Origin of the sequence: Paraburkholderia sp. RL17-383-BIF-A (genome assembly GCF_046028015.1) — a bacterium.
Lineage (GTDB): Bacteria > Pseudomonadota > Gammaproteobacteria > Burkholderiales > Burkholderiaceae > Paraburkholderia.
The window spans coordinates 89,279-113,463 of the sequence record NZ_JARESR010000016.1; the positions used below are offsets into that span (position 1 = coordinate 89,279).

The 24,185-nt window shown below is 61.9% G+C and carries 30 protein-coding genes and 1 tRNA gene; 30 read left to right on the top strand and 1 reads right to left on the bottom strand.

Features of this window, described 5'->3' with window-relative positions:
• Positions 1 to 73: 73 nt before the first annotated feature.
• The 22 genes from P0D71_RS19570 (at position 74) to P0D71_RS19675 (ending at position 15,939) form a co-directional block, all read left to right on the top strand.
• Positions 74 to 706 (top strand): MlaC/ttg2D family ABC transporter substrate-binding protein, encoded by a 633-nt coding sequence (locus P0D71_RS19570; protein ID WP_408301904.1) that lies wholly within the window; start codon positions 74 to 76, stop codon positions 704 to 706.
• Positions 703 to 996 carry an STAS domain-containing protein gene (locus P0D71_RS19575; RefSeq protein WP_091798483.1) on the top strand — a complete coding sequence of 98 codons (294 nt, stop codon included), beginning with the start codon at positions 703 to 705 and terminating at the stop codon, positions 994 to 996. Before P0D71_RS19570 ends, P0D71_RS19575 begins: the two co-directional genes overlap by 4 nt.
• Positions 997 to 1,167: 171 nt before the next feature.
• Positions 1,168 to 2,100, top strand: a complete 933-nt coding sequence (locus P0D71_RS19580; RefSeq protein WP_091798486.1) for an ABC transporter ATP-binding protein — start codon at positions 1,168 to 1,170, stop codon at positions 2,098 to 2,100.
• Positions 2,097 to 2,852, top strand: a complete 756-nt coding sequence (locus P0D71_RS19585) for an ABC transporter permease (RefSeq protein ID WP_091798489.1) — start codon at positions 2,097 to 2,099, stop codon at positions 2,850 to 2,852. Before P0D71_RS19580 ends, P0D71_RS19585 begins: the two co-directional genes overlap by 4 nt.
• A gap of 15 nt (positions 2,853 to 2,867) precedes the next feature.
• Positions 2,868 to 3,107: a BolA family protein gene (locus tag P0D71_RS19590; protein WP_006052280.1), complete on the top strand. Its 240-nt coding sequence runs from the start codon at positions 2,868 to 2,870 to the stop codon at positions 3,105 to 3,107.
• 111 nt (positions 3,108 to 3,218) lie between these two features.
• Complete coding sequence (murA, locus tag P0D71_RS19595) at positions 3,219 to 4,481, top strand: UDP-N-acetylglucosamine 1-carboxyvinyltransferase (RefSeq protein WP_408301980.1); 1,263 nt, start codon at positions 3,219 to 3,221, stop codon at positions 4,479 to 4,481.
• On the top strand, positions 4,478 to 5,176 hold the full coding sequence (hisG, locus tag P0D71_RS19600; RefSeq protein WP_091798495.1) for an ATP phosphoribosyltransferase: 699 nt from the start codon (positions 4,478 to 4,480) through the stop codon (positions 5,174 to 5,176). The genes murA and hisG overlap by 4 nt, the downstream gene beginning before the upstream one ends.
• A 59-nt stretch (positions 5,177 to 5,235) precedes the next feature.
• A complete protein-coding gene (hisD, locus tag P0D71_RS19605; protein WP_091798498.1) occupies positions 5,236 to 6,558 on the top strand; it encodes a histidinol dehydrogenase in 1,323 nt (440 codons plus the stop codon).
• A gap of 170 nt (positions 6,559 to 6,728) precedes the next feature.
• On the top strand, positions 6,729 to 7,799 hold the full coding sequence (gene hisC / locus P0D71_RS19610; protein ID WP_408481632.1) for a histidinol-phosphate transaminase: 1,071 nt from the start codon (positions 6,729 to 6,731) through the stop codon (positions 7,797 to 7,799).
• A 113-nt stretch (positions 7,800 to 7,912) separates the two neighbouring features.
• Entirely contained in the window at positions 7,913 to 8,500 is a 588-nt protein-coding gene (hisB, locus tag P0D71_RS19615) for an imidazoleglycerol-phosphate dehydratase HisB (protein ID WP_007180208.1), read from the top strand.
• Between the two features lie 67 nt (positions 8,501 to 8,567).
• Positions 8,568 to 9,188: a YchE family NAAT transporter gene (locus P0D71_RS19620; RefSeq protein WP_007180209.1), complete on the top strand. Its 621-nt coding sequence runs from the start codon at positions 8,568 to 8,570 to the stop codon at positions 9,186 to 9,188.
• Positions 9,185 to 9,826: an imidazole glycerol phosphate synthase subunit HisH gene (gene hisH / locus P0D71_RS19625; protein ID WP_091798507.1), complete on the top strand. Its 642-nt coding sequence runs from the start codon at positions 9,185 to 9,187 to the stop codon at positions 9,824 to 9,826. Before P0D71_RS19620 ends, hisH begins: the two co-directional genes overlap by 4 nt.
• A gap of 214 nt (positions 9,827 to 10,040) precedes the next feature.
• Positions 10,041 to 10,793 carry a 1-(5-phosphoribosyl)-5-[(5-phosphoribosylamino)methylideneamino]imidazole-4-carboxamide isomerase gene (gene hisA, locus P0D71_RS19630; protein WP_042329166.1) on the top strand — a complete coding sequence of 251 codons (753 nt, stop codon included), beginning with the start codon at positions 10,041 to 10,043 and terminating at the stop codon, positions 10,791 to 10,793.
• A gap of 225 nt (positions 10,794 to 11,018) precedes the next feature.
• Positions 11,019 to 11,792, top strand: a complete 774-nt coding sequence (hisF, locus tag P0D71_RS19635) for an imidazole glycerol phosphate synthase subunit HisF (protein ID WP_408301910.1) — start codon at positions 11,019 to 11,021, stop codon at positions 11,790 to 11,792.
• 1 nt (position 11,793) lies between these two features.
• Positions 11,794 to 12,204, top strand: a complete 411-nt coding sequence (gene hisI, locus P0D71_RS19640; protein ID WP_177205060.1) for a phosphoribosyl-AMP cyclohydrolase — start codon at positions 11,794 to 11,796, stop codon at positions 12,202 to 12,204.
• Entirely contained in the window at positions 12,201 to 12,596 is a 396-nt protein-coding gene (locus tag P0D71_RS19645; protein WP_091798513.1) for a phosphoribosyl-ATP diphosphatase, read from the top strand. The genes hisI and P0D71_RS19645 overlap by 4 nt, the downstream gene beginning before the upstream one ends.
• Before the next feature lie 115 nt (positions 12,597 to 12,711).
• A complete protein-coding gene (locus P0D71_RS19650; protein WP_091798516.1) occupies positions 12,712 to 13,107 on the top strand; it encodes a DUF4870 family protein in 396 nt (131 codons plus the stop codon).
• Between the two features lie 81 nt (positions 13,108 to 13,188).
• Complete coding sequence (locus tag P0D71_RS19655) at positions 13,189 to 13,554, top strand: histidine triad nucleotide-binding protein (RefSeq protein ID WP_091798519.1); 366 nt, start codon at positions 13,189 to 13,191, stop codon at positions 13,552 to 13,554.
• Positions 13,555 to 13,805: 251 nt separating this feature from the next.
• Entirely contained in the window at positions 13,806 to 14,045 is a 240-nt protein-coding gene (gene tatA / locus P0D71_RS19660; protein ID WP_007180217.1) for a Sec-independent protein translocase subunit TatA, read from the top strand.
• Between the two features lie 39 nt (positions 14,046 to 14,084).
• Entirely contained in the window at positions 14,085 to 14,612 is a 528-nt protein-coding gene (gene tatB, locus P0D71_RS19665; protein WP_091798523.1) for a Sec-independent protein translocase protein TatB, read from the top strand.
• A 34-nt stretch (positions 14,613 to 14,646) separates the two neighbouring features.
• Complete coding sequence (gene tatC, locus P0D71_RS19670) at positions 14,647 to 15,426, top strand: twin-arginine translocase subunit TatC (RefSeq protein ID WP_091798526.1); 780 nt, start codon at positions 14,647 to 14,649, stop codon at positions 15,424 to 15,426.
• Between the two features lie 162 nt (positions 15,427 to 15,588).
• Positions 15,589 to 15,939 (top strand): DUF1493 family protein, encoded by a 351-nt coding sequence (locus tag P0D71_RS19675; protein WP_408481633.1) that lies wholly within the window; start codon positions 15,589 to 15,591, stop codon positions 15,937 to 15,939.
• Between the two features lie 27 nt (positions 15,940 to 15,966).
• On the opposite strand, the gene P0D71_RS19680 is transcribed toward P0D71_RS19675, so the two are convergent.
• Positions 15,967 to 17,193: a Do family serine endopeptidase gene (locus tag P0D71_RS19680; protein WP_091798532.1), complete on the bottom strand. Its 1,227-nt coding sequence runs from the start codon at positions 17,191 to 17,193 to the stop codon at positions 15,967 to 15,969.
• Between the two features lie 19 nt (positions 17,194 to 17,212).
• Here P0D71_RS19680 and P0D71_RS19685 point away from each other — a divergent pair, with 19 nt between their 5' ends.
• The 8 genes from P0D71_RS19685 to P0D71_RS19720 all read left to right on the top strand — a co-directional run bounded on the left by P0D71_RS19685 (position 17,213) and on the right by P0D71_RS19720 (position 24,172).
• Positions 17,213 to 17,959, top strand: a complete 747-nt coding sequence (locus tag P0D71_RS19685) for a Nif3-like dinuclear metal center hexameric protein (RefSeq protein ID WP_091798535.1) — start codon at positions 17,213 to 17,215, stop codon at positions 17,957 to 17,959.
• Positions 17,960 to 18,190: 231 nt separating this feature from the next.
• Positions 18,191 to 18,811: a ubiquinol-cytochrome c reductase iron-sulfur subunit gene (gene petA / locus P0D71_RS19690; RefSeq protein ID WP_091798537.1), complete on the top strand. Its 621-nt coding sequence runs from the start codon at positions 18,191 to 18,193 to the stop codon at positions 18,809 to 18,811.
• Positions 18,811 to 20,190 (top strand): cytochrome b, encoded by a 1,380-nt coding sequence (locus tag P0D71_RS19695; RefSeq protein WP_091798540.1) that lies wholly within the window; start codon positions 18,811 to 18,813, stop codon positions 20,188 to 20,190. Before petA ends, P0D71_RS19695 begins: the two co-directional genes overlap by 1 nt.
• A gap of 22 nt (positions 20,191 to 20,212) precedes the next feature.
• On the top strand, positions 20,213 to 20,968 hold the full coding sequence (locus P0D71_RS19700) for a cytochrome c1 (protein ID WP_408481635.1): 756 nt from the start codon (positions 20,213 to 20,215) through the stop codon (positions 20,966 to 20,968).
• Between the two features lie 95 nt (positions 20,969 to 21,063).
• Positions 21,064 to 21,675, top strand: a complete 612-nt coding sequence (locus P0D71_RS19705; protein WP_006052302.1) for a glutathione S-transferase N-terminal domain-containing protein — start codon at positions 21,064 to 21,066, stop codon at positions 21,673 to 21,675.
• Between the two features lie 70 nt (positions 21,676 to 21,745).
• Complete coding sequence (locus tag P0D71_RS19710; protein ID WP_091798546.1) at positions 21,746 to 22,255, top strand: ClpXP protease specificity-enhancing factor; 510 nt, start codon at positions 21,746 to 21,748, stop codon at positions 22,253 to 22,255.
• 19 nt (positions 22,256 to 22,274) lie between these two features.
• Positions 22,275 to 22,350 (top strand) — tRNA-Thr (locus tag P0D71_RS19715).
• Positions 22,351 to 23,047: 697 nt separating this feature from the next.
• A complete protein-coding gene (locus P0D71_RS19720) occupies positions 23,048 to 24,172 on the top strand; it encodes a methyltransferase (protein WP_408353079.1) in 1,125 nt (374 codons plus the stop codon).
• Positions 24,173 to 24,185: the final 13 nt, after the last annotated feature.

A 24,185-nucleotide genomic window follows, 5' to 3' on the forward strand; every position in this document is an offset into this window, starting at 1 on the left:
GCATGGATTGCGGCTGAACTCGCGTGTTAATGTCGGCTCAAACGGTTGCACTATTTTTAAGGCAGGGCTCCATATGAAAAAATTGTTCTTGATTCCGTTGTTTGCCGCGCTGTTCTCATTTGCCAGCGCCGGCGTCTCGGCACAAACCGTCGACTCCAATTCCCCCGACGGCATGATCAAAACGGTCACCCAGCAGGTGATCGATGCAGTGCGTGCCGACAAGTCGATCCAGCAAGGCGACATTTCGCACATCACCACACTCGTGAACGAGAAGATCCTGCCGTACACGGATTTCCGTCGCACCACCCAGCTGGCGATGGGCCGCAACTGGCGCACCGCATCGCCGGAGCAGCAAAACGCAGTGGTCGAGCAGTTCAAGATGCTGCTGATCCGTACGTACTCGGGCGCGCTGGCCCAAGTGCGCGATCAGCAGATCCAGTACAAGCCGTTCCGCATGAACCCGGACGACACCGACACGGTGGTGCGCTCGGTCGTGATGAACAACGGCTCGCCGATCGAACTCGACTACCGTCTGTACAAGACGCCACAAGGCTGGCGCGTGTATGACATCAACGTGCTCGGCGCATGGCTGATCCAGGCGTATCAGCAGCAGTTCAACGAGCAGATTCAGCAGAAGGGCGTGGACGGGCTGATCCAGTTCCTCACGCAGCGTAACCAGCAACTCGCCGCGGGCAAGCAGTCGTGAGCGAAGTGCTGAGCCCCGTCGCCAACCGCTTCGAGAGCGGCGCGACGCTGACCCACGAGAGCGCGAACGCCGCGCTCTCGGCGGGTTTGCAACGTATCGCGGCGGGCGCGAACGGCGTGGACTGCGCACCGCTCGCGCAGTTCGATTCGTCCGCGCTGGCCGTCCTCCTCGCGTGGCAGCGTGCCGCCCAGGCGCGCGGCGGCGCGTTCGAGATCGTCAATCTGCCGGCTGGTCTCGCCAGCCTCGCGCAAGCCTACGGCGTCGATACTCTCTTATCGGCGCGACATTGACGCTCTGAGCGCGTCACTTCCAAACCTCCCGCCTGAGATAGGGCCACCGATTTTTGCCCTATAATCAAACGTTTTTTGGGGCTCATAACCGGCCCCAATTCCGTTTCTTCCAGCATTTGTGCGCCCCCTCCGGGCTCCTTTAGGCGCCGCGACGCACGCGGCCCACAGTCAATGTCAGCCATAGAAATTCGTAACGTCAAGAAGCGCTACAAGGACTTGCAGGCGCTCAAGGGCGTCAGCCTTACAGTTGAAGAGGGCGAGTTCTTCGGGCTGCTCGGTCCGAACGGCGCGGGCAAGACAACGCTCATCAGCATCCTCGCCGGGCTCGCGCGCGCCGATGAAGGCAGCATCGCCGTGCGTGGCCACGACGTGGTCAGCGATTTCCGCGCTGCGCGTCGCGCACTCGGCGTGGTGCCGCAGGAGCTCGTGTTCGATCCGTTCTTCACGGTGCGCGAAACCTTGCGCATTCAGTCCGGCTACTACGGTCTGCGCAACAACGACGCGTGGATCGACGAGATCATGGCCAATCTCGACCTCACCGACAAAGCCGACGCCAATATGCGCGCACTGTCGGGCGGTATGAAGCGCCGCGTGCTGGTCGCGCAGGCGCTCGTGCACCGGCCGCCGGTGATCGTGCTCGACGAGCCGACCGCGGGCGTCGACGTCGAATTGCGGCAAACGCTTTGGAAATTCATTTCGCGCCTGAACCGCGAAGGCCACACTATCGTGCTGACCACGCACTATCTGGAAGAAGCCGAATCGCTGTGCGATCGCATCGCCATGCTGCGGCGCGGCGAGGTCGTGGCGCTCGAGCGCACCAGCACGCTGCTGCAACGTTTTGCCGGTATGCAACTGTTCCTGCGGTTCGCGCAAGGCGTATTGCCGGCCGATCTGCGTCCGCTCGAAGTGGAGAGCGGCACGGGCAACGGCAACGGCCGCCAGCATCTGCTGCGTCTTGCAAGCTACGACGACGTCGAAAAAATTCTCGCGCAGTGCCGCACGGCGGGCTGCACATTCGAAGAAATCGAGGTCCGCAAAGCCGACCTCGAAGATGTGTTCGTTCAGGTAATGAACGGTCCGGAAGTGATCGAGGGGCTTGCATGAGCGGTTTCCGTACGCTGTTTTACAAAGAGCTCCTGCGGTTCTGGAAGGTGGCGTTCCAGACGGTGCTGGCGCCGGTCATTACCGCGCTGCTCTATCTGACGATTTTCGGTCACGCCTTGCGCGGTCACGTGCAGGTCTATCCGGGTGTCGAATACACGAGTTTCCTGATTCCGGGTCTCGTGATGATGAGCGTGCTGCAGAATGCATTCGCCAATAGCTCGTCCTCGCTGATCCAGTCGAAGATCACGGGCAACCTGGTGTTCGTGTTGCTGCCGCCGCTGTCGCACTACGAGATGTTCGGCGCCTATGTGCTCGCGGCCGTGGTGCGCGGTCTCGCCGTGGGTTTCGGCGTGTTCATCGTGACGATCTGGTTCGTGCCCGTCAGCTTCACCGCGCCGCTGTTCATCATTCTGTTCGCCATTTTCGGCGCGGCGATTCTCGGCACGCTGGGTTTGATCGCGGGTATCTGGGCCGACAAATTCGACCAGCTCGCCGCGTTTCAAAACTTTTTGATCATGCCGCTCACGTTCCTCTCGGGCGTGTTCTACTCGACTCACACGCTGCCACCGGTGTGGCGTGAAGTGTCGCGGCTCAATCCCTTTTTCTACATGATCGACGGCTTTCGCTACGGGTTCTTCGGGATGTCGGATATCAATCCGCTCGTGAGCCTCGCGATCGTCGCCGGTTTCTTTGTGGTGCTGGCCGTGGTGGCGATGCGCATGCTCGCTTCCGGCTACAAACTGCGCCACTGATCAGGAGCTTCTCTCATGTTGCCGACTCCCGAACAGGTCAAGCAATACATCGCGGCTGGGCTCGCCTGCCAGCATCTCGAAGTCGAAGGCGACGGCCAGCATTTCTTTGCGACCATCGTTTCGCCGAGCTTCGAAGGCAAGCGTCTGATTCAACGCCATCAACTCGTGTACGCGGCGCTCGGCGACCGCATGCGCGAAGAAATCCACGCGCTCAGCATGAAGACGCTGACGCCCGCCGAATGGCAGAACGCATAATCTGGAAATTTAGTGCGAATTACTCAAGAAGGGCGCGACGCCGGTAGCGGCGCGCCGAACACAGTCAAAGCAGCCCCGGCCGAAGTCCGGGTCAATCAGGAACTGACAGGCATGGATAAACTCGTCATTGAAGGTGGCTACCCGCTGTCGGGTGAAGTCGTCGTCTCGGGTGCGAAGAATGCGGCGTTGCCGATTCTGTGCGCGGGTCTGCTGAGCGCGGAACCGGTGCATCTGGAGAACGTGCCCGACCTGCAGGACGTGCGCACGATGCTCAAGCTGCTCGGCCAGATGGGCGTGCAGATCGAGAGCGGCGAAGGCCGCGTGTCGCTGAACGCGTCGAAGGTGGATAACCTCGTCGCGCCGTATGAGATGGTGAAGACCATGCGCGCGTCGATCCTCGTGCTCGGCCCGCTGGTCGCGCGCTTCGGTCACGCGCGTGTCTCGCTGCCGGGTGGCTGCGCAATCGGCGCGCGTCCGGTGGATCAGCACATCAAGGGCCTGCAGGCCATGGGTGCCGAGATCACGATCGAGCACGGCTTTATCGAAGCCCGCGCGAAGCGTCTGAAGGGCACGCGCATCGTCACCGACATGATCACCGTGACCGGCACCGAAAATCTGCTGATGGCAGCCGTGCTGGCTGAAGGCGAAACCGTCATCGAGAACGCGGCACGTGAGCCGGAAGTCGGCGACCTCGCGCATCTGCTGGTCGCGATGGGCGCAAAGATCGAAGGCATCGGCACCGATCGCCTCGTGATTCAGGGCGTCGACAAGCTGCATGGCGCGAAGCACACGGTGATTCCCGATCGCATCGAAGCCGGCACGTTCCTGTGCGCGGTGGCGGCAGCCGGTGGCGACGTCATGCTGCGTAAAGTGCGTCCGCTGATTCTCGAAGCGGTGACCGAAAAGCTGCGCGAAGCCGGCGTCACGGTCGAAGAAGGCGACGACTGGATGCGCGTGCGCATGGACAAGCGTCCCAACGCGGTTACGTTCCGCACCTCCGAATACCCGGCGTTCCCGACCGACATGCAGGCGCAGTTCATGGCGCTGAATACGATCGCGAACGGCACCTCGCAAGTCGTCGAGACGATCTTCGAGAATCGCTTCATGCACGTGCAGGAATTGAACCGGCTCGGCGCGAACATCACGATCGACGGCAACACCGCGCTCGTGAGCGGCGTCGAGCAGCTCTCCGGCGCGAAGGTCATGGCGACCGATCTGCGCGCGTCCGCGAGTCTCGTGATCGCCGCCTTGCGTGCCGACGGTGAAACGCTGATTGACCGGATCTATCACCTCGACCGCGGTTACGACCGGATGGAAACCAAGCTCACCGCTATCGGCGCGAAGGTGCGCCGTATCTCGGGGAGCCAGGCATGAGCGCGATGCCGCAAACTTCGTCGTCGCCGGCGGTGAGCGCGCCGCTCACGCTGGCGTTGTCGAAAGGGCGTATCTTCGAGGAGACGCTGCCTCTGCTCGCCGCAGCCGGCATTGAAGTGGCGGAAGATCCGGAAACCTCGCGCAAGCTGATCCTGCCGACCACGGACGCCAATGTGCGCGTGATCATCGTGCGCGCCACCGACGTGCCGACCTATGTCGAATACGGCGCGGCCGACTTCGGCGTGGCGGGCAAAGACGTGCTGCTCGAACATGGCGGCAGCGGCCTGTATCAGCCGGTCGACCTGGATATCGCGCGCTGCCGCATGTCGGTCGCGGTCGCGGCCGGTTTCGATTATGCGAACGCGGTGCGCCAGGGCGCGCGCTTGCGCGTGGCGACCAAGTACGTTGAAACCGCGCGCGAGCATTTCGCCGCCAAGGGCGTGCACGTCGATCTGATCAAGCTGTACGGTTCGATGGAACTGGCGCCGCTGGTCGGCCTGGCCGACGCAATTGTCGACCTGGTGAGCTCGGGCAACACCTTACGCGCCAACAATCTTGTCGAGGTGGAGGAGATCATGCAGATTTCGTCGCGCCTCGTTGTGAACCAAGCGGCGCTCAAGCTCAAGCGCGCCGCGTTGCGGCCGATCCTCGACGCGTTCGAACGCGCGTCGAAAGCCGGCTCGACGACGGCCTGATACTGATCGTGTTGGTGTGACCACGTTCTAGAGCGCGCCTTACCGAAACGGATACCCGTATGTCTATCAAGATTCGCAAACTCGATTCCACTGCTCCCGACTTCCAGAAGTCGCTGCACGCGGTGCTCGCGTTCGAGGCGAGCGAAGACGAAGCAATCGAGCGCTCGGTCGCGCAGATTCTGAACGACGTGAAGGCGCGCGGCGACGCCGCGGTGCTCGAATACACGAGCCGCTTCGACCGTGTCGAAGCCAGGAGCGTGAGCGCGCTCGAACTGCCGATGGCGGAGCTGGAAGCGGCGCTGGAAGGTCTGGAGCCCAAGCGCCGCGCGGCGCTCGAAGCGGCGGCGGCGCGGGTGCGCGGCTATCACGAGAAGCAGAAGATCGAATGCGGCAGCCATAGCTGGCAATACACGGAAGCCGACGGCACCGTGCTCGGCCAGAAGGTCACGCCGCTCGATCGCGCGGGCATCTACGTGCCGGGCGGCAAGGCGGCGTATCCGTCGTCGGTGCTGATGAACGCGATTCCGGCGCGGGTGGCCGGCGTGCGCGAAATCGTCATGGTCGTGCCGACGCCGGACGGCGTGAAGAATCCGCTGGTGCTCGCTGCCGCGCTGCTGGGCGGCGTGGATCGCGTGTTCACGATCGGTGGTGCGCAGGCGGTCGGCGCGCTCGCGTACGGTACGGAAACGGTGCCCGCGGTCGACAAGATCTGCGGTCCCGGCAACGCTTATGTCGCGTCGGCCAAGCGCCGGGTGTTCGGCACGGTCGGCATCGACATGATCGCCGGGCCGTCGGAAATTCTCGTGCTGTGCGACGGCACGACCGACCCGCGCTGGGTCGCGATGGACCTGTTCTCGCAGGCCGAGCACGACGAACTCGCGCAGTCCATTCTGCTGTGTCCGGACGACGCGTTCATCGGCCGCGTGAAAGACGCGATCGACGAGCTGCTGCCCACCATGCCGCGCCGCGACGTGATCCAGGCGTCGCTGGAAGGCCGCGGCGCGCTGATCAAGGTACGCGACATGGAGCAAGCCTGCGCGATCGCCAACGACATCGCGCCGGAACACCTCGAAATTTCCGCGCTGGAGCCGCAGCAGTGGGGCCAGCTGATCCGCCATGCCGGCGCGATCTTCCTCGGCCGCTACACCAGCGAAAGCCTCGGCGACTACTGCGCGGGGCCCAATCACGTTTTGCCTACGTCTCGTACCGCACGGTTCTCGTCTCCTTTGGGCGTCTATGATTTCTTCAAGCGTTCGAGCGTGATCGAGGTCAGCGCGGAAGGCGCGCAGACGCTCGGCGAGATTGCCGCCGAACTCGCTTACGGCGAAGGCCTGCAGGCGCATGCCCGCAGCGCCGAATACCGGATGCGGCAAAACGGCTGAGCGCGTTGAATCCGGCGTTCGAACCGCGGGCATCGAGCCGATGCCCGTGAACGCCAGCGACGGATTGCGCGCGGTTCCACGTTCAATAACGACAACAGAGACCAACCTGGGGCGGCCAGCATGCCGCCGAAGCCGGGCCGGCGTTTCCTCGCGGCCCGCTCCACCGACCTATGACGACACCTCAAGACATCATCCGCCGCGACGTGCTCGCGATGACGAGCTATCCGGTTCCGGACGCGACGGGCTATATCAAGCTCGACGCGATGGAAAACCCGTTCCCGCTGCCGCCGGTGCTGGCCGCGCATCTGGGCGAGCATCTGGCCGGGGTCGCGCTGAACCGCTATCCGGCGCCGCGCCCGGATGCGCTGATCGAGAAGATCAAGCGTGTGATGAAAGTGCCCGCCGGCTGCGACGTGCTGCTCGGCAACGGCTCGGACGAAATCATCAGCATGGTGTCGGTCGCGTGCGCGCAGCCGGGCGCCAAGGTGCTCGCGCCGGTGCCGGGCTTCGTGATGTATCAGATGTCGGCGAAGCTGGCGAATCTCGAGTTCGTCGGTGTGCCGCTGAAGGCGGATTTCACGCTCGACACCGAAGCGATGCTGGCCGCGATCGCCGAGCACCAGCCGGCGATCGTTTATCTCGCGTATCCGAACAACCCGACCGGCACGCTGTTCGACGACGCCGACATGGAGCGCATCATCGCCGCGGCCAGTAAGAGCCTCGTGGTGATCGACGAGGCCTACCAGCCGTTCGCGCAGCAAAGCTGGCTGCCGCGCGCCGACGCGTTCGACAACGTCGTGGTTATGCGCACGGTGTCCAAGCTCGGTCTGGCCGGCATCCGTCTCGGGTATCTGGTCGGCAAGCCGGCCTGGCTGACCGAATTCGACAAAGTGCGGCCTCCGTACAACACCAACGTGCTCACGCAAGCCGCCGCCGATTTCTTGCTCGATCACATCGACGTGCTCGATTCGCAAGCCGCGCAATTGCGTGAAGAACGGACGAAACTCGCGCACGCGGTGGCCGAGTTGCCGGGCGCCGAAGTGTTCCCAAGCGCCGGCAACTTCCTGCTGGTGCGCGTGCCGGATGCATCGGTCCTGTTCGAAACGCTACTGGCGGCGCGGGTTTTGATCAAAAACGTGAGTAAAATGCATCCATTGCTGGCCAATTGCGTGCGTTTGACCGTCGGTTCGCCGGAAGAAAACGCGCAGTTGCTCGCCGGACTGAAGCTCGTATTGCATTGAAAGCGTGCCGAATGGCCGCGCAAACGCTTGTCCCGACTGCGGAAAGCACGCGCGGCCCGACGTTTTCCCATCCCACCTACCTATCGCTTTCTAGCTAGATTCGAGGAATTACCATGCGCCTTGCGGAAGTCGTTCGCAACACCAGCGAAACGCAGATCCGTGTGAAGATCAATCTGGACGGCACCGGTCAGCAGAAGCTGGCCACCGGTGTGCCGTTTCTGGACCACATGCTCGACCAGATCGCGCGGCATGGATTGTTCGACCTCGAGATCGAAGCGCATGGCGATTTGCATATCGACGACCATCACACGGTCGAAGACACCGGCATCACGCTCGGCCAGGCCGTTGCGAAAGCGATCGGCGACAAGAAGGGCATCCGCCGTTACGGCCATTCTTACGTGCCGCTCGACGAAGCGCTGTCGCGTGTCGTGATCGACTTTTCCGGCCGTCCGGGGCTCGAATTCCATGTGCCGTTCACGCGCGCGCGTATCGGAACGTTCGACGTCGATCTATCCATCGAATTTTTCCGCGGCTTCGTGAATCACGCCGGCGTGACGCTGCATATCGACAACCTGCGCGGCCTGAACGCTCATCACCAGATGGAAACGGTGTTCAAGGCGTTCGGGCGTGCGTTGCGCATGGCTACCGAACTGGACGAACGCGCGGCGGGGCAGATTCCGTCGACCAAGGGCAGCCTTTAAGCGCTCATTAGCTGGCTCATTTACCTGGACCGGGAGCGGCGCCGATTGCGCTCGCGCCCGGTGTGCGATGGACATTCTGAAGTCGTTTATTTCGCTGCTGGCGCTGATCAACCCGGTCGGCGCCATTCCGTTTTTCATGAGCCTCACGGCGCATCAGAGCGACGCCGAGCGGCGCAGGACCATCCGGATCGCGGCGATTTCGGTGTTCTGCGTGATTGCGGTGACCACGCTGCTCGGGCAGCAGATCATCAGCTTCTTCGGCATTTCGGTCGGCTCGCTCGAAGTGGGCGGTGGGATCATCATGCTGCTGATGGCGATCAACATGCTGAACGCGCAGATCGGCAACAGCCGTTCCACGCCGGAAGAGCGCCACGAAGCCGAGCAGAAGGACAACATCGCGGTCGTGCCGCTGGCGATTCCGCTGTTGACCGGTCCGGGCGCGATCAGCACCACGATCATTTATGCGGCCGGTTCGGCGCACTGGTACGACCGGATCAGCCTCGTCGCGATCGGCGCGGTGTTGGCGGCGATCTGTTTTTTTTCGCTGCGACTTGCCGAACCGATTGCCCGCTGGGTCGGTCGCACGGGTATCAACATCGGTACGCGGCTCATGGGTTTGATGTTATCGGCGCTGGCGGTGGAATTCATCGTCGATGGATTGAAGGCATTGCTGCCTAACTTGAAATGAAAACTTCGATAGCGATTGTGGATTACGGAATGGGCAACCTGCGTTCGGTTGCCCAGGCGCTGCGCAAAGCCGCGCCGGAAGCGGATGTGGCGATTGTCGACCGGCCGGAAGCGATTCGTGCCGCCGACCGCGTAGTGCTGCCAGGCCAGGGGGCGATGCCCGACTGCATGCGCAGTCTCGGCGACTCCGGCCTGCAGGACGCGGTGATCGAAGCGTCGCGCAGCAAGCCGCTAATGGGCGTGTGCATCGGCGAGCAGATGCTGTTTGACTGGAGCGCGGAGGGCGACACGCCCGGCCTCGGCCTGCTGCCCGGCAAGGTGCTGCGCTTTGACCTGGAAGGCCAACTGCAGGACGACGGCTCGCGCTTCAAGGTCCCGCAAATGGGCTGGAACCGCGTGCGTCAGACGCAGCCGCATCCGCTGTGGGACGGTGTCGCCGACAACGCGTTTTTCTACTTCGTGCACAGCTACTACGTGGTGCCGGACAACGCCGCCCATACCGCGGGCGAAACGGTCTACGGCGTGCCCTTTACCTCGGCGGTGGCGCGGGATAACATCTTCGCGACCCAATTCCACCCGGAAAAGAGCGCCGAAGCGGGGCTGCGCGTGTATCGCAACTTCGTGCACTGGAACCCGTGAGCGCCTTTCTTCATCCTGTTGCCGTGCGTCGCTCCGCCATAAGCGGAACGGGCGCCGTGCGCCACAATTGCGACACCACGATTTCGCTTGCCCACGACGCCACGCAAGGGCGTCGAAAGAGTTGTACTAAACTAGCGAAACGGCGTCCCGGCGGGCTGGACCTTCAGCCGCTCGCGCCGACCCTCAACCCATTCCCAGACAACACCCGATTGCTATGCTGCTGATTCCCGCCATCGACCTGAAAGACGGTCAGTGTGTACGCCTCAAACAGGGCGATATGGACCAGGCGACGATATTTTCCGAGGAACCGGCGGCGATGGCCCGACATTGGGTCGATCGCGGTGCCCGGCGTCTGCACCTCGTCGACCTGAATGGCGCGTTCGCCGGCAAGCCGAAGAACGAAGACGCGATTCGCGCGATCATCGAAGAGGTGGGCGGAGAGATTCCCGTTCAGCTGGGCGGCGGCATTCGCGACCTGAATACGATCGAGCGCTATCTGGACGACGGTTTGTCGTACGTGATCATCGGCACGGCGGCGGTGAAGAATCCTGGCTTTCTGCAGGACGCCTGCACGGCGTTCGGCGGCCATATCATCGTCGGGCTGGATGCGAAAGACGGCAAGGTCGCAACCGACGGCTGGAGCAAGCTGACCGGTCACGAAGTGGCCGATCTCGCGCGCAAGTTCGAGGACTACGGCTGCGAGTCGATCATCTACACCGACATCGGCCGTGACGGCATGCTGCAGGGCATCAACATCGAAGCAACGGTGCGTCTCGCGCGCGCGGTGAAGATTCCGGTGATCGCGAGCGGCGGTTTGTCGAACCTCGCGGACATCGAATCGCTGTGCGAAGTCGAAGACGAAGGCATCGAAGGCGTGATCTGCGGCCGGGCCATCTACTCGGGCGATCTCGACTTTGCGGCGGCGCAAACCCTCGCAGACCGGCTGCGCGAATCGGACGACGCTTAAGGCGGGGAGGCGGGGCCGGCAGGCTCGCCGCTCGCGCCTCGTGCGTTCGTCCGCTCGGCATCGCGGTGATCAAATCACCGGCGTCCGAGCAGCGCGGCCTGACACCGGCATACCGTCTCGAGCCGGTTGCGTGGAACTCACCGGCGGCGTGGCTCGCCGCGCCGGCACTGTGCCGCTCGTCCAGGCGAGCGGCCTCATCAGCGGTATTGGCAGAATTGCAAGATCATGGCTCTAGCTAAACGCATCATCCCCTGTCTCGACGTCACGGCTGGCCGCGTGGTCAAGGGCGTCAACTTCGTCGAACTGCGCGATGCGGGCGACCCCGTCGAAATCGCCCGCCGTTACGACGATCAGGGCGCGGACGAACTCACCTTCCTCGACATCACCGCGACCTCGGATCAGCGCGATCTGATCCTGCCGATCATCGAAGCGGTCGCCTCGCAAGTGTTCATTCCGCTGACGGTCGGCGGCGGCGTGCGCGCCGTCGAAGACGTACGGCGCCTGCTGAACGCGGGCGCGGACAAGATCAGCATGAATTCGTCGGCGGTGGCGAATCCGCAGCTCGTGAAAGACGCAACGGACAAATACGGTTCGCAATGCATCGTCGTCGCGATCGACGCCAAGCGCGTCTCCGTGCAAGGCGAAACGCCGCGCTGGGAAGTCTTCACACATGGCGGGCGCAAGGCAACCGGTCTGGATGCGATCGAATGGGCGCGCAAGATGGCCGAACTCGGCGCCGGCGAAATCCTGCTGACCAGCATGGATCGCGACGGCACCAAGAGCGGCTTCGACCTCGCGCTCACGCGCGCGGTGTCCGACGCGGTGCCGATCCCGGTGATCGCCTCGGGCGGCGTGGGCAATCTGCAGCATCTGGCCGACGGTATCAAAGAGGGCCACGCGGACGCGGTACTCGCCGCGAGCATTTTCCACTACGGCGAACACACCGTGGGCGAGGCCAAGCGCTTCATGGCCGATCAGGGCATTTCGGTGAGGTTGTGACGTGGTGAATCCCTCGGCAATCAATTGGCTCGACAAGGTCAGGTGGGACGCGAACGGCCTCGTGCCCGTGATCGCGCAGGAAGCGTCGACGAACGACGTGCTGATGTTCGCGTGGATGAACCGCGAAGCGCTGGCGAAAACCGTCGAAACGGGCCGTGCGGTGTATTTCTCGCGATCGCGTCAGCGGCTGTGGTTCAAGGGCGAAGAGTCCGGCCACGTGCAGCATGTGCATGAACTGCGGCTCGATTGCGACGAAGACGTCGTGCTGCTGAAAGTGGAGCAGGTGTCGGGCATTGCCTGCCACACCGGCCGCCACTCGTGCTTTTTCCAGAAATTCGAAGGCTCGGTGGAGGATGGCGACTGGGTCGCCGTCGATCCGGTGCTGAAAGATCCCGAACACATCTACAAATGACGCAATCCACGCAAACCACGTCGGCTAACCCCGCTTCCACGACCGACACGCTGCTGCGCCTCGCGGCGATCATCGACAGCCGCAAAGGCGGCGATCCGGACGTCTCGTACGTGTCGCGCCTGTTCCACAAGGGCGACGACGCGGTGCTGAAGAAGATCGGCGAAGAAGCCACGGAAGTCGTGCTGGCCGCCAAGGATGCGCGCCACGGCGGCGCGCCGAAGGCGCTGGTGGGCGAAGTCGCGGACCTGTGGTTTCACTGTCTCGTGATGCTGTCGCACTTCGATCTGAGCCCGGCGGACGTGCTCGCCGAACTCGAGCGCCGTGAAGGCATGTCGGGCATCGAGGAAAAGGCGCTGCGCAAGAGCCGCGACCGCGAGCAGAACGGCGACTGAGCGGCGACTGAGCGACGGCTGTGCCGCGACGATCCGCGGCCGTCTTGAAGTGGCGAGCATCGGCGCCCATATTGCACTGAACACATCTGACGCGCATCCTCGGGAGGACGCAAGCATGGAACAGTCGCACGAAAGCTATCCGCCGCCGGCTTACCGCAATGCCCTCGAACCGGAACGCGAGCGCAGCCTGCGCACGCTCACCCACGTGCTGTATGCGCTGTACGCGGTCCACTGGCTGACAGGCGGCCTGACGATCCTGATCGCGATCATCATCAACTACGTGAAACGGCCCGACGTGGTGGGCACGCCCTACGAAGCCCATTTCGAATGGCAGATCCGCTCTTTCTGGATGGCGCTGCTGGGTTATGCGATTGGCGGCGTGCTGCTGTTTGTCGTGATCGGCATTCCGGTACTGTGGGCCGTGAGCATCTGGATGTTGTACCGTATTATCAAAGGCTGGCTGTATCTGTACGATAACAAGCCGCTCGCGAATCCGCGTGGCTGGTTCTGAGTTTCGTCCGACTGTTGCCGGGCCTGACATGAACTGCGCCGCGCACGCTTCGCGCTCCAGCCATACTGCGTCAGGAATACGATGAGCCACGACCCGAACTGCCTTTTCTGCAAGATCGCCGCCGGCGAGATCCCGTCGACCAAAGTCCACGAAGACGAAGAGTTCGTCGCCTTTCGCGACATTCGTCCGGCCGCCGAAACGCATGTGCTGGTGATCCCGCGCAAGCACATCGCCACGCTGTCGAATTGCACCGAAAGCGATGCACCGCTGCTTGGTAGAATGCTTGTCTTGACCGCGCGTCTGGCCGATCAGTTGGGCGTGGCGTACACCGGTGGCGAAACGGGCTTTCGCACGGTAATCAATACCGGTCCTGGCGGCGGGCAAGAGGTGTATCACATTCACGCACATATTCTCGCGGGACCTCGCCCCTGGCAGCGCATGGGCTGACAAGGGCAACGCTGACAGGGCAGCGCGGCGGCGTGGCGAGTTTTGTTCGTGGACAATAGCGCGAGCGTTGTTTTTGCCGCATTGTAACGACGCCGACGCGATCGTCTGGCCACAATGACATTCCGTGTCGCGGGTTGAATCGGAAGAACTCGCGGTAACGTATAGATGAAGCGCACGCGCTTCGATTCATGCCGCAAGGCGCACGAGTTTCACCGCATCATGGTGCGGTATCGGGGTTAAGGAGAGTAGTCATGGGTTCGTTGAGCATTTGGCATTGGCTGATCGTGTTGTTGATCGTGGCGCTCGTCTTCGGCACGAAGAAGCTGCGCAATATCGGCACCGATCTGGGTGGCGCGGTGAAGGGCTTCAAGGAAGGCATGAAGGAAGCCGAAACGCCGGCAGGCGAAGCGCAACAGCGCGAACTGCCGCGTAACGGCGCCGTGGATGTGGATGCGAAGGAAAAGGCGCCGCGTTCCGGCGATTACCGCTAAGCCGCGGCTTAACCGCGTTACTGACGGACATTCCACTTCATGCTGGACCTCGGTCTAACCAAGATGGCGCTGATCGGCGTCGTCGCGCTGGTCGTACTCGGGCCTGAGCGCCTGCCACGCGTCGCCCGTACGGCCGGCGCGTTGTTCGGCCGCGCGCAGCGATATATCAACGACGTGAAGGCCGAAGTCACGCGCGAAATCGAACTCGACGAACTGCGTCGTATGAAAAGCGAGTTCGAGGCCGCCGCGACCAACGTCGAAACCTCTGTTCAGGACAATCTGCGCAAGCATGAGGGCGAGCTGAACGACGCGTGGAACAGCGGCACGTCGGTGTCGCCGAGCATTGCGGGCGGCGCGCTCGAAGACGTTGGCAACGCAGGCAATACGTCGTGGCCGAGCAGCACGCCGGCTGCGGCGCCCAAACGCAAGAACTGGCGCGTCAAGCAGACGGCCATGCCCACCTGGTACAAGCGCGCGACCACGCGCCGCACGCGCGTGCAGTCGGGTGCGGCGCGCGTGGCGCGGCATACGCCGGCCACCATGCGTCGTCCGACGCGCTTCTTCTGATGATCAGAACGACAATCTCTAACCGAGGGCCGGTGTGAGCGACCCCCAGCAAACCCAGGACGAAGGCACTGAAGAGACCTTCATTTCCCACCTCGTAGAATTGCGCGACCGTATCATTCGCGCCGGCCTTGCCGTCATCGTGGTGTTCGTGGGACTCGTGTATTGGGCGCCGGATATTTTCCGGTTGCTGGCGCGGCCTCTGATGCAGAACTTGCCGAAGGACGGCAAGATGATCGTCACCGACGTAACCGGCTCGTTCTTCGTGCCGATGAAGGTGACCATGCTGGTGGCCTTCGTGATCGCGCTGCCGATCGTGCTGTACCAGATCTGGGCGTTCGTCGCGCCGGGTCTTTATCAGCATGAGAAGAAACTGGTCGGGCCGCTGGTCGGCAGCAGCTACACGCTATTCCTGTGCGGCATGGCGTTCGCGTATTTCGTGGTGTTCCCGACCATTTTCCGCGTCATGGCGCACTACAACGCGCCGCTCGGCGCGGAGATGACCACGGACATCGACAATTACCTGAGTTTCGTGCTGACCATGTTCATCGCGTTCGGCGTGACGTTCGAAGTGCCGATCGTCGTGGTGCTGCTGGTTCGGATGAACGTGGTCACGCTCAAGAAGCTCAAGGAGATCCGTCCGTATGTGATCGTCGGCGCGTTCGTGATTTCGGCCGTGGTCACACCGCCGGATGTGTTCTCGCAACTGATTCTGGCGATCCCGCTGATCGTGTTGTACGAAGCTGGGATTATTGCGGCGCGGTTGATTGTGGGTAAGCAGCCGGCGGTGATTGAGGACGCGGGCGCGTCGGATTAATGCTTAGGCGTGAATAAAACGAAAAGGGCGGTCTATTGCAGACCGCCCTTTTTATTGCGCGCTCGTTGGTCGCGGTTAGTTCATCCGAAGCTTTCGTGCGTGCACAATCATTTATCGATCGGCCATTGGATACAACGGCCCTGTAAAAGCAGAGGTTCACCTGTGAAGACAGAGACTTGGAGCAGTCTGAAAGCGTTTGTTGCGGAAGATGCCGGAAAACCGATTGTCGGTCGGCTCCAACTGGCGAGGGACACGGACCTGCATCACGATCTGGATATCGATACAGCGCGTATCGCGGAATTGATGAGGAGATGGGCCGCACGCTTCGGCGTGGATGTGGGCGGTTTCGATCTGCACTACCATTACCCGGCTGCGAAGCTGAACATTGGCCCTTTCTTCGCCACCGTGGCCAAGTCGCCGTTCAGCGCCAGTGCGCGTGAAACTTTCGGCGGTAGATCGCTCACGCTCGGGATGCTCGAAGAGGCAATGAAAGCGGGGCGGTGGCAAGCGTAGCTCAACACGACCTGGCCCCCGCGTACCTCAACCCCCATCATCATCCTGCTGATCACCACCGCCGCCGTTGTCCTCAACCGGTTGTTTCGGTGGAGGCGGCCGCTTGCCGATGGTGACATCGAGATCCATCTCACGGCTCTTGCGCACGAGGTGCACCTTCGCTGCCGTGCCCGGTTTGATCTGCGCGATCACATTCAGCAGGCGAGTGGTGTCAGTGATCTCCTGCCCGTTCACGCTCACGAGAATATCGCCCGGCTTGATGCCAGCACGGTCCGCAGGGCCGTTCTTCAGCACACCCGCCACGATCGCCCCAGACTTCTGCTCCAGCCCGAACGATTCGGCGATTTCCGGCGTGACGTCCTGCGGCTCGACGCCGATCCAGCCGCGCGTGACCGAACCCGTGGTGATGATGCTCTCCAGCACGCTGCGCGCCGTCGACACAGGAATCGCGAAGCCAATGCCGAGCGAGCCGCCAGAGCGCGAATAGATGGCGGTGTTGATGCCGAGAAGGTTGCCTTTCACGTCGACCAGTGCGCCACCCGAGTTACCCGGGTTGATGGCCGCGTCGGTCTGAATGAAGTTTTCGAACGTGTTGATACCAAGGTGATTGCGCCCGAGCGCGCTGACAATACCCATGGTCACCGTCTGGCCGACGCCGAACGGATTGCCGATGGCGAGCACTACGTCGCCCACGCGCGTCTGGTCCATGCGGCCGAGCGTGATGGTGGGCAGGTTGGTCATGTTGACCTTGAGCACGGCCAGATCTGTTTCCGGATCGACGCCGATCACTTTCGCATTCGTGGTGCGGCCGTCGGCTAGCGCAATTTCGATCTGGTCGGCGCCGTCCACGACGTGCTGGTTCGTTAGAATGTAACCTTCCGAACTCACTATCACGCCGGAACCCAGATTCGACGCGGGCTGTTCCTGCTGCTTGCGCTTATTCTTGTCGCCGAAGAAGTAGCGGAACAGCGGGTCTTTCGCACGCGGGTCGGGTGGCAGTGAGCCATCCTTGCTGGAGAACACATTGACGACCGCGGGCATGGCCTTTTGCGCGGCGTCCGCATAGGACGCCTGGGCTGGGCCGCTGCCGATGCCTGGCGCCACTTCCCGTAGGGCGACGATCGGTTCGGCGAGTTGCTTGCCGAATTGCCCCTGGCGCTGCAGCCACTGCGGTTTGAGCGTCGCAATGATGAACATGAGCGCCAACAGCACGGTCACCGCTTGGGCAAAGAACAGCCAAAAGCGTCTAAGCATCTGAAGACTAGAGGTTTATATGGATCGGATCGAACTTGAATTGTACTTGAACAATCTCCTTGAAACCGCGCGCTTCAAGGACTATTGCCCCAATGGACTGCAGGTCGAAGGGCGTCGCAAGATCAATAAGCTCGCGACCGGCGTGACCGCTTCGGCGGCCTTCCTGGAGGCCGCGCTCGACTGGGGCGCGGACGCCGTGCTGGTCCATCACGGCTACTTCTGGCGCAACGAGGCGCCGCAGATCACCGGCCGCAAATATGCGCGTCTGAAACTGCTGATCGCCAACGAACTGAATCTGTTCGCTTATCACCTGCCGCTCGACGACCACCCCGAGTTCGGCAACAACGCGCAGATCGGCGCGAAGATGGGCTGGATCAGCGACGCGCGCTTCGGTGAGAACGACCTCGGCTGGCTCGCCACGTTTCCGATGCCGATCACGCTCGCTCACTTCACCGCGCAAGTCGAGCAGACACTCGGCCGCACGCCGCTCGTGTTCGGCGACGCGGATCGCGAACTACGTCGCGTGGCCTGGTGCACGGGCGCCGCGCAAGGCATGTTCGACGCGGCCATCAACGCGGGTGCCGACGTCTACCTGACCGGCGAAGTGTCGGAGTCGGTCATGCACACCTCGGCGGAAAGCGGCGTCGCATTTCTCGCGGCCGGCCACCATGCAACGGAGCGCTTCGGCGTGCAGGCGGTGGGCAAGCATCTGTCCGAGCAGTTCGATATCGAACACCTCTTTATCGATATCCCTAATCCCGTTTGAATCACCGGATTTACGTAAAACGCATTAGCTAAGCAAAAGGCACGAATAACGCAGAGGGCACTTAAAAGGAGGTGCGAAAAAGTTTGCGATCCGTACGGAGTAACCCTGATTTATCAAGGGCTTCGCACGGTTTTTGGCAATCGGCCCTTGTAAATGGCGACTCCATTCGCGCAAACTAGCGGCGGTAGAAGCGACGTGAAGGAAAAATCCAACTCAGAAGTGGGGCGTGTGATGCGAGACAAGGAAGATGAACGCGTCGACGGCAGCCGCCGTACCTGGCTGATAGCGACGACCGTAGCAGGTGGCATTGGAGGCGTTGCCACTGTCGTACCCTTTGTTAGTTCGTTTGCACCATCTGAAAAGGCCAAGGCAGCAGGTGCCCCGGTCGAAGTCGATATTAGCGATCTCAAGCCCGGCGACATGAAGACCGTTGCCTGGCGCGGTAAGCCGGTGTGGATCATCAACCGCACCGACAGGATGCTCGCCGATGTCCAGAAAGCCGATAACGAAGTAGCGGATCCCCACACCAAGAATCCTTTTTCGATGCCGTTGCCGGAGTACTGCAACAACGAGTTCCGTTCACGCGCCGACCACAAGAACCTTTTCGTCGCCGTTGCCGTGTGCACCCATCTGGGTTGTACGCCGACGCCGCGCTTCCAGGAGGGCGCGCAGCCGAATCTTCCGGACGACTGGCCAGGCGGCTTTCTGTGCCCGTGCCACGGCTCGACCTATGACATGGCCGGCCGCGTCTTCAAGAACAAACCTGCGCCGCAGAACCTCGACATCCCGCCTTACATGTTCACGTCGGCTACCGGCCTCGTGATCGGCAAGGACGAGAAAGGAGAAGCGTAATGGCGATCGAACACGAAGTAGAGACGACCGGGCTGGTCGGCTGGATCGACCGGCGCTTTCCGCTGACCTCCACCTGGAAGAAGCACGTTTCCGAGTACTACGCGCCGAAGAATTTCAACTTCTGGTATTTCTTCGGTTCGCTCGCGCTCCTGGTGCTGGTCAATCAGGTCGTCACCGGCATCTTCCTCACCATGAACTACAAGCCCGACGCGACGCTCGCGTTCTCGTCGGTCGAGTACATCATGCGCGAGGTGCCGTGGGGCTGGCTGATCCGGTATATGCACTCCACGGGCGCGTCGATGTTTTTCGTCGTCGTGTATCTGCATATGTTCCGCGGGCTGATGTACGGCTCGTACCGCAAGCCGCGCGAGCTGGTGTGGATCTTCGGCTGCGCTATTTTTCTGTGCCTGATGGCCGAGGCGTTTTTCGGCTATCTGCTGCCGTGGGGCCAGATGTCGTTCTGGGGCGCGCAGGTGATCGTGAACCTGTTCTCGGCGATTCCGTTCATCGGGCCGGATCTGTCGCTGTGGATTCGTGGCGACTACGTGGTCTCGGACGTCACGCTGAACCGCTTCTTCGCGTTTCACGTGATTGCGATTCCGCTCGTGCTGATCGGTCTGGTGGTCGCCCACCTGGTCGCGCTGCATGAAGTCGGCTCGAACAATCCGGACGGCATCGAGATCAAGGCGAAGAAGGATCCGGACGGCATTCCGCTCGACGGCATTCCGTTCCACCCGTACTACTCGGTGCACGATTTCATGGGCGTGACGGTGTTCCTGCTGATCTTCGCCGCGATCATTTTCTTCGCGCCGGAGATGGGCGGCTACTTCCTCGAAGCGAACAACTTCGTGCCGGCCAACCCGTTGCAGACGCCGCCGGAAATCGCGCCGGTCTGGTACTTCACGGCCTTTTACGCGATGCTGCGCGCCACCACCGATCCGTTCAAGATTGTGTTGATGGTCGTGATCGCGCTGCTCGGCCTGCTCGCGCTGGTGCGCGCGCGCGGCAAGTGGAAGCTCGGTCTGCCGGTGCTCGCGGTGCTGGTGATTCTGGCCATGGCGTTCACCGAATCGAAGTTCTGGGGCGTGGTGGTGATGGGCAGCGCGGTGGTATCGCTGTTCTTCCTGCCCTGGCTCGACCGCTCGCCGGTCAAGTCGATCCGTTACCGGCCGTTCTTTCATAAGGTGTTCTACGGCATCTTCGTGCTCGCGTTTCTGACCCTAGCCTTCCTCGGCACGAAACCGCCGTCGCCGGTCGCCACGTTGATCGCCCAGATCTGCGCGCTGATCTACTTCGCGTTTTTCCTCGGTATGCCGTTCTGGACGCGGCTTGGCACGTTCAAGCAGCCGCCCGAGCGGGTGCGGTTCAAGCCTCACTAATCGCGAGCCAGGAGAACACGAAATGAAAAGACTGCTTACGAAGTGCGCGCTGGTCGGCGCGACACTGCTCGCGGTGCTGGCCGCCCCGGCTCACGCGGACGAGAATTTCCCGCTCGACCGCGCGCCCGATAACGCGGAGAATTTCGCTTCTTTGCAGCACGGCGCGCAATTGTTTGTAAACTACTGCCTGAATTGCCACAGCGCGAATCTGATGCGCTACAACCGGCTGACCGACATCGGCATCATGCCGAACGAAATTCAGGCGAACCTGCTGTTCACCACGGATAAAATCGGTAACACCATGACCGTGGCGATGCGGCCCGAAGACGCGAAAGCGTGGTTCGGCGCGAGTCCGCCAGATTTGTCGGTGGAAGCGCGAGCGCGCGGCAAAGACTGGCTCTACACGTATTTGCGCAGCTTCTACCGCGACAATACGCGGCCGACGGGCTGGAACAATCTGGTGTATGAAAACGTGAGCATGCCTCACGTGCTGTGGCAGCTTCAGGGGCAACGTACCGCGAAGTTCGGTGACGAAACCGACGAAAAAACTGGCGAGACGGTACACAAATTTGTCGGCTTCCAGCAGGTCACTCCGGGGACGATGTCGCCGGTAGATTATGATTCTGCTGTGGCCGACCTCGTGTCGTACCTGTCATGGATGTCCGAACCGACCCAGAAAACCCGCAAACAGCTTGGCGTGTGGGTGCTGATGTTCCTCGGTATCCTGAGCTTTTTCGCCTGGCGACTGAACGCCGCGTACTGGAAACATATCAAATAATCACGCCGTCACCCGGCGTGGGGCCGGCGCCAGGAAAAACCTGCTGAACGGTTTTTCCGCGCGCTGGCCTTTCAGCTTTTTGAGGAAACGTAAACATGATGGTTCTGTATTCCGGCACAACTTGCCCGTTCTCCCAGCGCTGCCGGCTGGTGTTGTTCGAAAAGGGCATGGACTTCGAGATCCGCGACGTCGACCTGTTTAACAAGCCGGAAGACATCGCCGTGATGAATCCGTACGGTCAGGTGCCGATTCTCGTCGAACGGGACCTGATTCTGTACGAATCGAACATCATCAACGAGTATATCGACGAGCGCTTCCCGCACCCGCAGCTGATGCCGGCCGATCCGGTTCAGCGTGCCCGCGCTCGCCTGTTCCTGCTCAACTTCGAAAAAGAGCTGTTCGTGCACGTCGGCACGCTCGAAAACGAAAAGGGCAAGGCCGCCGAGAAGAATCACGAGAAGGCCCGTCTCGCGATCCGCGATCGTCTGACGCAGCTCGCGCCGATCTTCCTGAAGAACAAGTACATGCTTGGCGAAGAGTTCTCGATGCTCGACGTCGCGATTGCTCCGCTGCTGTGGCGTCTGGACCACTACGGCATCGAACTGTCGAAGAACGCCGCCCCGCTGATGAAGTACGCCGAGCGCATTTTCAGCCGCCCGGCTTACATCGAAGCGCTGACGCCTTCGGAAAAGGTGATGCGTCGTTGAGTTTGGCTTTGGGGTGAGGGCGCCGCGCGGCTGGGTGAGCGCGGGCCCGCGCCCGGTAAGAGGACTGTTGATGCAAGAGATTTCCACCAAGCCTTACCTGCTGCGCGCGCTTTACGAGTGGTGCACGGATAACGGCTATACCCCGCACATTGCGGTCCGGGTCGACAACCAGACGCGCGTGCCGCGTCAGTTCGTGCGCGACAACGAAATCGTGTTGAACATCAGCTTCGAGGCGACCAGCCAGCTGCAGATGGGCAACGAGTGGATCGAGTTCAGCGCGCGTTTCTCCGGCAAGTCGCACAAGATCGAAGTGCCGATCGCCAATATTCTCGCGATCTACGCGCGCGAAAACGGGCAGGGCATGGCATTCCCGGTCGAGTCGACAGGCGGTGAAGCGCAGGATTCGGGCACCGACGCCGAAGTGGCGGACGAGACCGAGGCGCCCGCGCCGCGTGCGGTCGAAACGGCGCCGGCCGCGGATGCCGCCGCCGCCAAAGCGGAAAGCGCGACGGACGCCCCGCAACCTGACGACGATGGATCGAAAGGTGGCGGAAGGGCTCGCCTCAAGATCGTAAAATGAAGTAGAATCACGGCCTCATGCCGGCTTAGCTCATCAGGTAGAGCGCTTGACTTGTAATCATGAGGTGGCGGGTTCGAGTCCTGCAGCCGGCACCAGTTGTACTAAACGGGGTTTCTGTTCATTCAGAAACCCCGTTTTTCATTTATGCGTGCGCACGCTACGTGATTAAAAAATCACCGCGCTTAAATGCGTGTTGTCTGGAATAAGCAGATTAATGAGAAACGAGTTGCGGACGCGAATTAGCATCCGCAATCGTAGGTTTATTTTGATGAGCTGGCGACGTGGAGGGTTTTGCCCGGCGCCGCCGTGGGTCTCTCAGGTTCTTCTTGGAATAGTTGCGTTCCACTAATTGGGAAAACTATACCGGTCACATTCCTTTCTGTCCATTAACCGGCTGTAAACCCCTACAAAGAATTTCGTCTCGGGATAGACGAGTTGTCCACTTGTATAAGATTTTGCCTATTCAATCGAATAAATCGCGGAGTCGCGTAGGACTGAGCCGCTCCTCGTTGATAAAGTGCGCAGAGAGAGGCGGTTCCGTGAAGCAACGGTGAGGCTCGATATCGGTCCAAAAATGCCATATCTCTTTCACCTTGTCGATGGTGGACTTTTTAGTCCGCGTCGGCGCGTTTCTCCAGGGGTTTGCCGGCGAATACCGCACCGCGAACCCGAACCACCGAGGTACTATTCGGGCGTCAGTCGGCCACGCTATCAAGTTACTCCGGCGGGCAACGCCCCCGAAGACGCGGTTTCTCAGCGCGTCGCTCCCGCAACACCGATCCCACCTTCACCATGACCAGCCCAGCAACCATCACCTGGCCCGAAGCCGACGGCCCCCGCGCCGCGCGTTGGCGCTCCGAAGCGGCCGTGCCGCCGCCCAAGCGCGTCATTGTCGCGGACGACCGCACCACCGCCGATTCCGCTTACCGTCTCGCTTGCGAAGGAACGGCACTGCTGTGGAACGGAGACTTCCAGAACGCTCGCCAACTGCTGCAAGCGGTCACGCGCCGGCTCGAGCGCAAGCCTCGCAAGCAGGGGGAAACGCCGCTCGACGCGTTCAACCTGCACAGGCAGGCACAGTCGCAACGCGCGCGCACGCTCGGCATGATCCTGATCCCGCTCGACGCCGCATACGGCATTCCGCTGCGTCGCGCGCCCGATGTCCAGCAAGCCTGCATCGAAACGTATGGACCGGCCACCGGCGAGGCGTCCGTCGTATCGCTGCGCGAGTTGCTCGGCATGATCGGTGCGCACGAATGGCGCAAGAAGGGCGTCGAGATTGCCGCACTGGGCGAGCGGATCCATCCGCACTACGGGGTGTTTTCACCGGTGCGCGGCGAGTATGTGGATCTCGTCGCGCGCACGCCGCTGCCTTCGCTGAACAAGGCGTTCGATATCGGCACGGGCACGGGCGTATTGTCCGCATTGCTCGCCAAACGCGGCGTGAAGAAAATCATCGCCACCGATCAGGATCCCCGAGCGCTCGCTTGCGCGCGTGAGAACCTGACGCGTCTCGGCTACGACCAGCAGGTCGAGGTCGTGCAAGCGGATCTGTTTCCGGAAGGCCGTGCGCCGCTCGTGGTGTGCAACCCGCCGTGGCTGCCGGCAAGGCCCGCTTCTCCGATCGAATATGCGATCTACGATCCGGAAAGCCGTATGCTGCTCGGTTTCCTGAATGGGCTCGCGGAGCATGTGTCGCCGGGCGGTGAAGGCTGGCTGATCATGTCGGACTTCGCGGAGCATCTCGGCTTGCGCACGCGCGACTGGCTGCTCGCCGCCATCGACAAGGCCGGATTGACGGTGATCGGGCGCGAGGACATTCGTCCGCGGCACCCCAAGTCGACCGATGAAACCGACGCGCTGCACACCGCGCGCATGGCTGAAGTCACTTCGCTGTGGCGTCTCAAGCCGCGATAAGCGGCCAATGCGT